Annotated in this window: 10 protein-coding genes and 1 pseudogene; 2 read left to right on the plus strand and 9 right to left on the minus strand. The window is 41.5% G+C overall.

Translation table 11 applies throughout. From position 1 onward, the window contains the following. The 9 genes and pseudogenes from AB4486_RS00005 to AB4486_RS00045 form a co-directional block, all read right to left on the minus strand. Positions 1–114: pseudogene (locus tag AB4486_RS00005) on the minus strand (IS5/IS1182 family transposase); the annotation flags it as partial. 207 nt (positions 115–321) lie between these two features. Continuing rightward, a complete protein-coding gene (locus AB4486_RS00010; protein ID WP_102332841.1) occupies positions 322–2,895 on the minus strand; it encodes an Ig-like domain-containing protein in 2,574 nt (857 codons plus the stop codon). Between the two features lie 202 nt (positions 2,896–3,097). Continuing rightward, entirely contained in the window at positions 3,098–3,817 is a 720-nt protein-coding gene (locus AB4486_RS00015) for a hypothetical protein (RefSeq protein ID WP_065583727.1), read from the minus strand. A gap of 394 nt (positions 3,818–4,211) precedes the next feature. After that, positions 4,212–5,009 (minus strand): outer membrane beta-barrel protein, encoded by a 798-nt coding sequence (locus AB4486_RS00020; protein WP_102332842.1) that lies wholly within the window; start codon positions 5,007–5,009, stop codon positions 4,212–4,214. 1 nt (position 5,010) lies between these two features. Further along, positions 5,011–6,042 (minus strand): hypothetical protein, encoded by a 1,032-nt coding sequence (locus AB4486_RS00025; protein WP_065583729.1) that lies wholly within the window; start codon positions 6,040–6,042, stop codon positions 5,011–5,013. Further along, the gene (locus AB4486_RS00030) at positions 6,042–6,764 is read right to left on the minus strand and encodes a hypothetical protein (RefSeq protein ID WP_102321099.1); all 723 of its coding nucleotides are present in this window, start codon (positions 6,762–6,764) and stop codon (positions 6,042–6,044) included. Before AB4486_RS00030 ends, AB4486_RS00025 begins: the two co-directional genes overlap by 1 nt. Before the next feature lie 10 nt (positions 6,765–6,774). Further along, positions 6,775–9,231: a TcfC E-set like domain-containing protein gene (locus AB4486_RS00035; protein ID WP_372116079.1), complete on the minus strand. Its 2,457-nt coding sequence runs from the start codon at positions 9,229–9,231 to the stop codon at positions 6,775–6,777. A 293-nt stretch (positions 9,232–9,524) separates the two neighbouring features. After that, complete coding sequence (locus AB4486_RS00040; protein ID WP_065583732.1) at positions 9,525–10,040, minus strand: hypothetical protein; 516 nt, start codon at positions 10,038–10,040, stop codon at positions 9,525–9,527. Positions 10,041–10,110: 70 nt separating this feature from the next. Continuing rightward, complete coding sequence (locus AB4486_RS00045) at positions 10,111–10,623, minus strand: hypothetical protein (RefSeq protein ID WP_372116082.1); 513 nt, start codon at positions 10,621–10,623, stop codon at positions 10,111–10,113. 326 nt (positions 10,624–10,949) lie between these two features. Between AB4486_RS00045 and AB4486_RS00050 the strand changes: the two genes are divergently transcribed. Beyond that, positions 10,950–11,078 carry a hypothetical protein gene (locus AB4486_RS00050; protein WP_372116085.1) on the plus strand — a complete coding sequence of 43 codons (129 nt, stop codon included), beginning with the start codon at positions 10,950–10,952 and terminating at the stop codon, positions 11,076–11,078. A gap of 393 nt (positions 11,079–11,471) precedes the next feature. Then, the gene (locus AB4486_RS00055) at positions 11,472–13,607 is read left to right on the plus strand and encodes an LruC domain-containing protein (protein ID WP_372116086.1); all 2,136 of its coding nucleotides are present in this window, start codon (positions 11,472–11,474) and stop codon (positions 13,605–13,607) included. Positions 13,608–13,614: the final 7 nt, after the last annotated feature.

The raw sequence follows: 13,614 nt of genomic DNA on the forward strand, positions 1-13,614 counted from the left end.
TTGCTTCCACTGTTGAATCGCTTCCTCATCAATCCAGAATGTCAGTGAACCACGATTGATTAGGGCTTGGTTATATTGTTTCCAGTTAGTTGTTCTGTAGCGAGGCTTTGGCATTGCTCTAAGTATGTGAGTGAACTTAGATGATCTGATCGTAGCTTTAAGCATTAGTTCCCTGATTTAGGAAACAAAGCCTTGTTGCTGACTAAGCTTGAGTTTTGTTTCAATATCCATATTAATCCTTACTGAGTTTAGAAAATAAACCGCTACCCTCTATAAAAAGAAAAAACGGCCCTGCGGGCCGCAAACTCTGAACGTTGAACCCTAAGAACCTGATACGCACGAGACGTAGAACAGATTGGATGGGCCGCTGCTGCTGACGGTGCCAGAGCGGAGGTTCACGCGGTAGTAGACGGAACCACTAGCCGTCGACGACCAGTAGAAGCTGCCGGTCGCCCAACCCTTCGCGGTGTACATGTGACCAAAGTTATTAGAAAGACTCATCAACTCATCCATATTTGCTAAAGCCCAATCATCTCTCCCGTTAAGCTCAAGTGTATTATAATGTTCACAAAGGCTATGTGCTTCAGTAAAACTAAACATTGCAAACGATCCTGAAGGACCATCATCAGGGCTAATTTCAACATGACTACCGTTGTAATTACTATAGCCAACAGCGTTTAAAAAGCTCTCACTTGGAGTACCGGTAAACAACTTTCCATCGCTTTCCGCAATTTTAACACAGGCACCCGCGGCGTTTTGTTGATCATCATCCCCAACTTGGCCACCACACAATAAGGCATGAAAGGTAACTTGGCTAATCGCATTAGTCTGTGTATTGGTTGTTGTGGTGTAAGATGACGCCACATCAAAGGTCATGGTCGTTGTTGGGGTTTGATAGTTTGTATCCCACTTTACCCGCACTTTTTGCTCACCTGATTCATCGGTTTGAGTCGTTTCCGCTTCAAGGATAGGAGTAACCATTTCTGCGGTGTCTGGGTGCTGTTCTGTACTTACCACTGAAATGACTGAGTAACCTTCTACTGGGTTGCTATTTTGATCGGTCAAGGTCGCAGTAACCTGGCCACCTTCCACTGACGTATAAGGTACCGTGTCAATCGTTGCTTCTGATGACACTGCAGCCGTCTTTTCATCACCAATAAACTTAACTTCATAGTCTTGAGTAATGCCACCCACATCAAGGGTTAATGTGACGGTTTCCGCTTTTAAACTGGTTAAGCGAAACTCGGCAATACCATAGCTGTCTGTGGTAACGTTATCGCTGTCCAATGTCACATTTGGGCTAGAGACAGAAGCCGTCACAAGGGTATCTGGTCTTACTTCTTGACCGAGTTTTAACTCAACAAATACAGAACCAACATCAACTCCATCCGCGACAACTTCCGTGCTTGAGGTAGGCAATACAGTAATTAAACCTTGCTTAACACATGTCACATAATAAGCCGATGTTGGATCGACATCGCCTGTAAGGGTGCTGCCATCTTTAAGATCCACCCACTTAACCAGATCTGCTCCGTCATCATAAGCGAGGTATTGCGCTTTAACAGGCCAGTTATGTAACGCCTGAACATCGGTATCAGTGGCCATCAGCTTAAGTTGATCAAACGTCGGCACTGAACCACCGATGGTGTCGCAGTATGCTACGGCCGACGGATAACGAAAACCAGCCATATCAATCGCTGGGCTGTAGCCATCATCGTTCAGTTTTATATCATAAGGCGAGCCTTGCCCGGCTGCATCAAGTGCGGTGGGTGGTCCAATATAGAGATCCAACAAATGAGAAATGTCGTCCCATTTTGATGACTGATTAGGATCGGTCACTTCAACACGAATCAAACCCATGTCATACACTCCATTATGATCACTAACCGCAAAACTAATATAGTGGTAACCTGGTTGTGACGCTTGAAAGACGATCGTTTTATTCTGAGTGTCCAGTGGATCTTTAGGTACCGCTTTTGCGTTAAACGATTCAACATACACCAATTGATAATCATCACTATCGTCCGAGGAAACAAAGCCGCTGATGTCGATTTCTTCATCGGTCAATACGTAGACAACAACTGGATATACAATATTATCGTCAATCGTAAAACCTTGGTTAGCTTCGTAGCCCACCGCAACATCTAAAACCCCCATCAGCACAAGGCCATTAACCGAGTCTTCTAACGTATAAAGAACACGGTCAATGCCGGTAAAACCTGACGGCGGGGTATAATCCATAGTCTGGTCATCTGTACTATTTATTTGAACTGAGCTCGAGCGACCGTACGGTAGTGTAAGCTCCGTTAATACAAACTCGTCACCTAACGTAAAGCCGACTTTCTCCAATTCGTCCTTCAGTAAAACACTCACATCTTCATTAATCAGTGTTGTTGCACTTACTGGAACCAGTTCGGTTGAGCTAGGATTACTACTTACCGCAATGCGCGTAACCGCAGAACTCGAACCTTCTGAGCTACTACTATCACTCATTGGCGCTTCAGCCATACGGCTCATTGGCGACAATGTTTTAGGAGTCACATGATATCGATAGTCACACACCTTGGTATCAAAGGCCTGAATTACAAACCCTGTTTCCGTCATACTTTCTACTTGGCAGCTATCATCATTAGACAAGACCTCGACTTCACTCAGCGCAAAGCCACCACCCGTTGATGAAAATACCTTTGACGACAGGTCAACCTCGAACGATTCAGCATAGCCAGTCGAGTAGGTAGCATTTTGAGCGGAAAGCGTCGCGCTTTGAGTATTAGGGGAAACACTTGCTGAGCTTCCTTCACTGCCCTCTCCACCACACCCAAAAAGGGTAAGCGTAGTAGCGACGACAAAACCCAGGGGAATGCTTCCTCCTGGCTTATTGCTTAAAAGGTTCATATTACTTCTCTTTACTTTTTATTGATTTCAAAATTGATTTTATGATTTGTATTTAATGTTGTATTGGGCATTTACACTTTGCTGATAACAGTGATGCCATGTAGGCTAAAATTAGCACTGAACATGGGTAATGAATGCTGATCGTCCTTGATTAGCATTAATCATTGAAGGCCTATAATTATGTCTATTTTCAGCGTTCCTATTACTGAATAGGCAGTTGCATCTCTTTAGAGTATTTTTTATCGTAAGATGTTACGGTTACATTAAGTTGTTCACTTTGCGTATATTCCGCAAGAGAAAACGTTTTATCCCGACCAGATACAACAGTGAACTTTTGTTTGCATTGCGTATTTTTTTCTGTTGTACATGAGTTAACATAAACATCAATTAGCGTATTACTATTATTATCGATGCGTAAATTCTCGCCCTGATTGTAAATCTTATAATCAAAACTTGGCTTTGTCGTAGGCAGAATATAAACCGGTGAAAAACCATAGTTTATCTCGACACCGTGAATTTTCTCTCCCTCTTCTTTATAACGACTAGGAGTAAATGGCAGCATAAACATCAAATCTTTGCTGTTATCGCAAGACGTGTTGTGACATAAGCTACGAACACCCACGTCTTTCTCTTCACCAGGTCTTAAAACTAATCTTGGGTGCGTAAGAGATATTTTCCAATCATCTAGATTGTTTCTTGTATAACTATTACGAACGATTTTGTCGCCATCAATAAACTGAATTTCTTGTACTTTTCCATTAACAAAAATCGGGTGAGACTCATCATTAATAAGTGTCACGACACCATTGCCCTTTTTATCCGCGACGACAATCATCTTGTCGACATTAAAAGCATTGGCAGCAGTAGAAGTCATTGCTGAACAAATTGCGAATACTGTTAATAGATTATATTTAATTTTCATATTTCTCTCTACTAAAAATAATAAATTTTAGGATACTACTCGTCTATTTTGCTCAGCGCGTATATAACACCAAGCGCGAAAAGAATGAGTACATACATGTTTAAAATATTTGGTCCGATCATTACTCCGCTCTCTTATATTTGACCTTCATGCATATAATTGAGGTATTAGTTTTCATATTTACGAGCCCAAACGATAAAGGTGAGTAGCTCGATTGGTGAACAGTATCGCGCGTTCAGGTTTGAAGGTATTGGGCACTCTTGAATTTCAAAAACGCAAGATGCGAGATAGCTAAACAAGTGTAGATATCATTTACATTGGCGAGATACTCTCTGCTACAAACAAAGAAACACTGCCAAAAAATTGGCAGTGTTTCTGTTTCAAGGAAGGCAATTTAATCTAAACAGCTAACTTTCGGGTAAAGTATTTTCTCTTCAGGGTAAATCAAATTCAAATCACGATTATTAAGATTTGGATTTGCTTCGACTAATTCATCAAGTGAGCTATCAAATGCTCTTGCAATTCGGAGCAAATAGTCGCCAGGAACCACTCGGTATTCAACTAAACGCTGCTGACACGATGGCGCCTTCTTAATTGGGACAATAGACGCCAATTGGGTTTTCGGCCTTGATACTTGGGTCGACTCTTCAACAAGCTGGTCAACATTGGGCCTTGGGTTAATATCTGAAAGGCCTTCTGCGGCTTCATTGCTTGAAAAACGATAAACCAACAGTGCATTAAATGCGTATAGATCGTCTTGTTGACGAGCTAAATCAAAGACGCCTTGGTAACCAAGGTCGGCGCTCCAATTTTTACTCAATTGGTATTTAAGACCAAGCGATGCCGTAAAATTGGTGTCGTCACTAGAAAACGCGCCCCCGACTCCTGCATACAAGGAGGCAAATTCACTGACGGGTAGCAATAAGTCGGTTTCAACCATTACCGCACGTAAACTATCTATTTCCGAATCAGAAAAAGCAGAATAATCAGCATAGCCAAGTTCAAATAGTACGTTTTCACTAATGTTATATCCAACCGCCGCCTTATAACCAAGTGCTTCAGTCTGTCCCATGTTGTCATCAAATGCAGAAAACGTCATGCCACCACTCATCTGGATAGGCAGCTCCTCTGCTGATACACTTATGGATAAGAACACAGCGATAATCGATGACATTAAGTTCATTTTTTTCATCTTAAATACCAGGCTCCAACATGATCGTTACTTCATCAAAATAATCTCCGGAAACAGCAGAACTGCCCTCAATATCGTAATCAAAGTCTAAAGTAAAGTTAATACTTGTTTGCACTCCAGCTCCTTCTGAAATAGCCGTTGTTTGATACATTAATTGTCCTTCATCAACTAAGTTACCAGAGCTGCACTGATCGCAATGAATGCTGTAAGGAATAACCACACCAGGGTTACTTGAATTAACCAATTCGTATGACTGTAAGGGCATTGTTAAAACAATTCCGTCATTAAAATAGCCGTTCGCTGTAATATCAAATGACGTTGTCGATGTTATTCTTTTGCCAATTGTGTCGTAGACTGGCGTCATGACACCATCTCCACTTACAAAAACACTGTCGAGTTGAACAGGCTGATAATCAAATGAAAACAACATCACTTCATTGATGTTGCGATAAGTCATAATGCCGTCATTTTCATAGTAGTAACGAATATTTACCGGCACTGAAGCTGAATATTGCCCCTCTGGTAGCCCACTTAATGCCGACACTATTTCACTTTCGTTAATATCGAAAATAGGTCTCAGGAAAATAAATGGGCTCGATTTTTGTTTATTAATTAATCGAACAGACGAAACACAGTTTGGACCTTCAACAGTCACAATCGGTAGTGACACTTCATCAAATGAGCACCCACCACCTACCGTATTCGCTGACTGGGCAAATTCAATTCCAGTAGTATTGTATTGAACGCCCGATATATCGATCGATATTGACGGTGAAGTATTCCCATTTCCCCCAATTAAAGTCATCTCTGTTGGAGGTGTACCCGAAAATGTCGCGGCCGCCCAAGCTTCTGAAGCCTGCAACATAGGAGGAGTTTCCCACGTACTTGGCAGCATTTTGCCATTGTAACGTGTCACATTGTCCCAACGAACACCACCAGCCTTCACTTCCGCGCGAACTTCAAACGCAGCTTGAGCCATGCTTGTCGTCATTAATGCAATAAACGCTACAATATATAGGATAGGTCTAGGCATTATATTTTACCTCTCGTCACCATTTCTTTCTTTGAATAGCTTCTGTCGTGAGATGTCACGGTAATGGTCAACTCGTTATTTCGCATAGTTTCGGTTAAAGGGAACGTCTTATTCCTTCCCGATACAACCGTAAATTTTTGTTTGCATTGGGCTTTGTTTTCAGCAACACATGCATCTACAAAAAAATTGAGCATGGTATTACTTTTATTTTCGACTCTAAGGCTATCACCGTTGTTGGTTAATTCGTAAGAATAATTCGGTTGTGTTGTAGGAATAATATAAACAGGTGCGAATCCGTAATTAATTTCCACACCACTCACTACTTCACCAGGTCTGTATTTACTTGGAGAAAAAGACAGCATAAACATCAAATCTTTTGAATTATCGCATGCAGCGTTGTGGCATAAACTACGTATGCCAATGTCTTTCTCTTCACCAGGGTTCAAAACTACCTTCTGGTGCGTTAATGACACCTTCCAATCGTTTAAGTTGTCTCTTGTATATTGTTTTTTTTCTACCTGTTCTCCATCAATAATATTTATTTCATCCACCTTTGCTTGGATAAAAATTGGGTGAGACTCGTCGTTGGTTAACGTAACGATACCGTTCCCTTTATCATCAGAGACAATAACCATTTTATCTACCGTAAAAGCTTGTACACTTATAGATAACAATATAGCGGTGAGTGATACTAAATTTAGTAGAACTTTATTGGATTTCATTTCCCACTCCTTAATTAACTTGTGCGACTGGGTATGTAATGGCGTTGGTGCGATAAAGTCGTTTTGCCAACAGTTTTAACTGATCGATATCTCTTTTATGAAGCGCTATTGTTTCCGCCATGTTTATAGATTCATGCGCTATATAAATTGCCTTAAACGAACCCACTTCTTTCTGAATAATTCGATAACCGTGTAATTCGAGCTTTTTAAGCGCTTTATTCAGTTCAATCGAGCTTTCGTATGCACCTAAATACATCGCTTGTAGTCGTCCACCTGCATCAATCAAATCTATCTGCTTTTCTTGAGCTATTGGCAAACAATAGTTTTGACCAAAGTTCATCTGATTTGTTGAAGTAAATTCATAAGGCAGTAAGCATTGGCTTTCTTTCGCTGACAATTCAAAGTTCATGCCTTCCAATACGGTTACTCTATAAACACCGTCGGCCATTTCATTGACTTCAATACAACCTTCTCCATGACACTTCACTTCTGTAATCGGCTGTTCTGATATGTCATTAAAGGCGCTAACAAACGAAACGACGCGACTAACTCTTGGCTCAATAGAAGCAACCGTACCTGGGTGTGTAAACACGGTTACGTTACTATCACCAGAGTTGTAAAGATCAACGCTCTCTGAATCAAATTTCGCACGATATTGACTATAGTCTTCCAAAGGCACAACGGTTTCATCGTTATATACGATGAACTTACTGTTGTTTCGCCCTTCTTTTTTAAGAGAGAAGTAACCTTTTTCATCAAACGTCTGCTCTGTATTCTGCGACTGATGAATATCGACAAGCGTATAAGACGTTGCCGCTTTATCGGTAATATAAACGCCGTCTGTCGTCACGATTTGAGTGCTAGACAAGCCAGCATTGATACCACTCGTGCCATTGGTGGACGTATGGGCGGAGGCATTCATTCGAGCGTATTTAGTCGTGCCACTGGTCGCCAATAACGCATCTTGATACATATCATCCTGTTGTCGATCGTAGGTGTTACTCACCTCAAGCGACGTATTAAAGGAGTCTGAGTCAATTAACTGATTTCGTCTTACTGTTGTTTTAAATTGATTAATGTCATCACTATCACTCGTCAGGCCCACGATAGTTTCTACTGTGTCTGACAACGGGACACTCCATAACAAATTAACTGATATGTCGTCCGTCGCCTCAGAGTAATCGACGTTAATATTAACTCGAGAATCTAAAACTGTGGGCGTGCTGTAACCAACGGAAATAAACTGCTGTTCCTGTTCATCCGAGTTACCTAAATTGTCTAACTGCTTGTCGTTATTAAGCGAGTAAACCGCATACATAGATTGTCCACCGCGGAAGCTGTACGAAGAATTCAACGATAGACGTGAATAATCGGCATATCCGTACATATAAGAAGCAACTGGATCACCAAGTTCATTATCGAGAGACTCATAAGATAGACTTAAATAAGGGATACCGATATTAGCATTAAAGTGAGATGCGTCTTCGAATTGGCTGTACACAGCTTCAGTACTCAAATCCCAATCAATCAGATTGTATGCACCACCAACGGTGTACATAGTGCCACTGTCCGTGACCAAGCCGCCCAAGCCTACTTGCAACGAACGGGTGAGTTGGTAGTTAGCTAATGCCTTGCCATAAACATCGTCTTCAATATTTTTAATGCCATGTTCCGTGTAGTCGTAATGGCTTCCTGAAAACATACCCGCAGTGGCAACGAAATCCACTTCCCCCTGAGTCAGAGAGTCACCTTTGGTGTTATATACTTGATAAGTCTGGGTATTAACAACTTGCCCACCACTTGTCACCTCAAGTACAGCTTCATAGCGACCAGATGGTAACTTGCTGTAAGGAATTGAGTTCTGCCCTTCTGGTACGTTATCTTGAAAAATCAATCGACCATCACGAAGAACTTGTACACCGCCACTTGTTGGCGCATAAAAGCTCAATACTTTGTCGTTATTATGTCCGCCTACGAGCAACTTTTTAGAGGTACCTACCGTGAGCGAGTTTTGAGCAACTCGAGCGGTGTTATTCAGGAAGTCAGTTGAGTTAACCTCTGGCTCAAATTCAAAATGACCCGCTTTTATTGAGTAAGAATCGATATCTAAATGATATGCCGCTTCATACAATTCAGAACCGTTATCACTGTTGTTGGCATTGAAATCAGTTTTGAGGTATCCGTAAGGTAGCCCCAGTGTCGTTTCATTATTTAAAGAAACGATTGAGTCTTGATCTTGATATTCACTCACGTACAGATCAAATGAATTGATTAACCCATTGTGTTGACTCAGAGACGAGTGGTATACCAGTTCTTTATCGAGATTCGAGTATGACAACACCTGTGGAGATACAAAAAGATAGACTTCTTGATCGTTATAGTTATGAACGATCTCAAACGTTTCTGGGTACAACTCACACTCATCGAGCTTACCTAAACACTCAGACTGATCTTGTATGCCAACCATTAATTGATCTATGATCTTCTGCTGGTACTCAGCCGACACTGTATTATCATTTAAATAGTCAGATACCTGTGCGATCGCTTTTTTATTATTCGAGTCTAATTTTAACGTGTTAAACGACGTTAAAAATGGGATCGGTGAAGTAAGGGAACCATCTAAGTTACGTATACGGACTGTTGACTCTTTCAATTCAAACAGTTCTTCAAAACCTTCAAGAACATTTTGACTATAACTTGAATACGAATACACAGGCAATAACACTAAAATTGCCATTGTTATGAGTTTGAACCTGAACATTATATATCTACCTCTATATTGAACTCTATCTCACCATTACACCTCTCCGCTTGGCCCGCTGTGATGATATCTTTAAATGACTGAAAACTTAATATAATGTCATGCTCACTATACTTATTGTCGCCATCATTTAAATTGAAATTTGAAAAAGAGACGGATTCACCCTCTGACAAACTTATCCCGTCAATCGTTAATGTAACGAAATCATCCTGAACATTGCTCACTCCAGAGTAGTCCGTACAAATTGACGTATTTTTTGTTAACGTTGAAATATAAGGAATATCCGAAGACTCAAAAGGTATATCTGTTTCAATTCTTAATGTGGTATTAACATCATCAAATTTTGTTTTGTCTTGATTTGACGTCAACTCCAGAACTGCCGGAATAAATTCAACAGAATTAATTGAATTTGTATAAAGTTTGCCTACATCGAGGCTCGTAGTAATGTAAAGCACTTTGAAATCGGCGTTGGCATTCATACTCATGAAAGCCAATAGTATTAAAACTTTTTTCATATTGACTACCATCGTAGAGAAATAAGGCTCGTAATTACTACGAGCCTTTGAATCGGGAATTTTCTACAAATTAAACAAGGTCAGCCATAACCGTTACTGATGCTTGAACAGTAGTTCCACCTACTTCAGATTCAGGTAATACAGCAGTCTGCTTAACTTTAGTTGAAATAGTTTCTTCACCAGAAACAACATCACCAACGGCTACTGGTGCACCATTTACATTAATCTCAACAGCTTGAGATGGGTTTGCCACACCGTCAAAAGCTACTGATGCATCAACTAGAGTCCAGTTAGCTGAAGCTAATGCACCAACAACAGGAGTAACAGCATCACCATCATTTAAGTGAGACTCAAGTACGATAGTATCTGATTCAAACACACCGTCTGTGCTTGGAGTGATAGTACCGTTAAGCGCTGTTGTATCACCTCCTAGGCCAGTGATGATAAGTGCATCTGATGCGTTAGTTACTGGAACAGTGCCACTCCATATAACAGTAGCATTTGAAGATGCGTTAGCACCTGCACTTACTGCCATACCCATAAGAAGAACTGATGCTAGTGCGCTTTTTTTGAAGTTAAACATTTTACTTTCCTTTAAAGATTAAATATTTCATAAATTAGTAATCCCGCTCCTGCGTTTAAATTTGTTAACGCTCATCGGTGACAGGACGAAATAAATTATGCGGAACACTGGAAAAGAAATATTGGGCATTTGAAAATTCCATTTGCCGAAAATGCCGATTCGATAAAACCATCAACAGTAAAGCTAGTAATACCTACCTTCGTTTTATCTACATCTATAATAAAAACCTGCCCGATAAGCTATAGTTTAAATTCTAATAAAAGAAGATTGAATTACATAAGCAATCGAACAATACTTACCATAATAGAGATTATCGAGGACAAAGAATGCCACTCACGTTTGCACACTTCTTAGAACAAGCCAGAAAGGAGCGAGGTTTAACACAGCAGGAGATGCTTGAGTTACTGCTTGAGGCCGACCCGACATGGCTTTGCCCTGGGGTATTCCCTTTATGAATCAAACTCAGATTGTGAATTGATTAACAAAGGAAAGAGTTTACCGTTTGGAGGAGTAAAGGTTTATGGCAAGCATTTTCGATATGTCAGAATAAAAGCTAACGCTGAAAGCATTTTAGCATCCAAAGTGGTCTCAGATATTGTTCCATTCACGAGTGAATACATACAGAGCCTATTAGACAATCACTCGTAATTACCGCCTAAGCTCTTGTATCCTTAGCTCTAATCAAATAGAAATATAAAGGCCTTTGGCTATTTGGATGGCACACTTTCATATTGACACTCAAATTGGAAACTGAACTCGATAAATAATAAAAACCCATTAAATCAAACACTTAAAACTGGCACGTAACTTGATTGAATATCTAGACCTTCCATCACAAGGATGTAGATATGAGAATTACAACGTTAAGTTTGCTATTAAGTGCCCCTCTAGTCGCCAACGCAGCGCCATTCGATACCTGCCCTAGTCAAGCATACCTCTTTCAGTCGAAACCCGTTGAAGTTTGGGGGGTAAACCTTGTAACAGGTTCAACCACTCTGTTGGAAGACGATACGGGTATGAATGCCAATATCAATGGTGTCGGTTTCGACTTTCAAGACAGATATATTTATGGCTATGACACCACCAACAAACGTTTAGTGCGTCTTGGTCAAGACTTCCAAGCAGAAGTTATCAATACCAGTGGCTTACCAACCGATCACACTTTCTATGTCGGCGACGTCTATGACCATGTTTACTACTTGTATCGTACAGGTAAGGGACTATTTACTGTTGACCTCTCTCCTTTAGACTCTGATCCGAATGCGACCGTCACGGTCAACAAAATCGCAGGCAGCCCTGCAACTGTAAAACTGACTGATTTTGCTTTCCATCCAAGTGATGGCTCTTTATATGGTATCGACAATAACTCGGGTGGCTTGTACAGCTTCAACCCAACTACAGGTGCAGAAACCTATATTGGTGATACCGGAGAAACAGGGACGTTTGGCGCAGGTTATTTTGATGTAAACGGCTACTATTACGTATCTCGAAATCAAGACGGTAAGATCTACCGTATCAACCTATCCCCAGATAACGCTGCAAACATCGCTGCAGGTGTCGTTCCTGCTGTAGAGTTCGTATCGAATGGCCCAGCTTCTGGTCAAAACGATGGTGCTCGTTGTGCTAATGCACCTGTTGTTGATGAAGACTCAAACATCGACTTCGGTGATGCTCCAGACAGCTACCTAACGTTACTGGCGAGCAATGGCCCTCGACATGAACTCGATGGCATCACATGGTTAGGTACAACTCCTCCAGATGCGGATCTAGATGGTTATGTCACACCTCAATCAGATGAAACTGTCGGGGTGGATGATGAATGGGCCAACGGTGGTATCGGTTTTGTTACCGCACTTGAAGCCGGACTTGATTCAAAAGTTGTGATTGAAGCTTCAACAACCGGTTACCTTTCAGCTTGGATAGACTGGAACCAAGATGGCAGCTTCGATGGCGCCAACGAGCAAGTGTTTACAGATTACGCGCTCGATGCTGGTGAGAACGATCTGTTCCTTAATGTTGATATCAACGCACTGACCGGTACTACCTGGGCTCGATTTAGATTCAGCCAACAAACCAACCTGAGCTACTTTGGCGGTTCTACCTCTGGTGAGGTGGTCGATATTCAAGTCGATGTTCTTAACGATGGTGCCACTGCTCGTTACTTCCCAAGTGCTTCTGGTTACGCAACGCTCGCGTACGAAGATAACTGGCCTTATAAAGCTGACTACGACATGAACGATGCTGTTCTTATGTATCGTATTACTGAAATCCTTAAAGATGGAAAAGTCGTTAAATCAACTATCGACGGCCGCCTAGCTGCTGTCGGGGCATCGTACAGAAATGGTTTTGCTGTTCGACTTCCTAACCTCGACCCGAGCTTGGTGAGTAGTGGTAGCTCTTACATGAAACACAACGGCGTATTCACTGACCTTGACCTAGAAGATGGACGTAGCGAAGCAATCTTTGTTATCGCCAATGACCTGACAGAAAAAATCAGCACTGGCTGTACCTTCTACCGCACCAGTAATGGATGTAAAGAAGATGAGCAGTTCTCGTTCCAAATTGGTATTACTTTAGCCGGTGACGGTGTGAGTACTGGCAGCTGGACCGATATGCCTTACGACCCGTTCATCTTCGCAACGCCTGGGTATTATCATGGTGAAAACCTACCTCTACATCCAGGACGCAGCTGGGAGGTTCACTTGCCAGACCAAGCTCCAACCGAAGCATTTGATACCACTAACCTCTTTGAAGCTGGTTTAGGCGTCGATGACAGTAATCCATCAACAGGTAAATACTTCAAAACAGTAGAAAACCACCCTTGGGCACTAATAGTGACTTCGGATGACGAATGGGAGTGGCCTTTAGAGTACGTCGATATTGTTACCGCTTACCCAGGGTTTAAAGAATACGCAGAATCCGGCGGTGAAACGAACCAAACATGGTACCAATCACCTGCAGACAACCAACGTTACGAACCATAAGGAGAGA

This window comes from Vibrio sp. 10N.222.55.C6, assembly GCF_041473395.1.
In the GTDB taxonomy this organism is placed as follows: domain Bacteria; phylum Pseudomonadota; class Gammaproteobacteria; order Enterobacterales; family Vibrionaceae; genus Vibrio; species Vibrio crassostreae_C.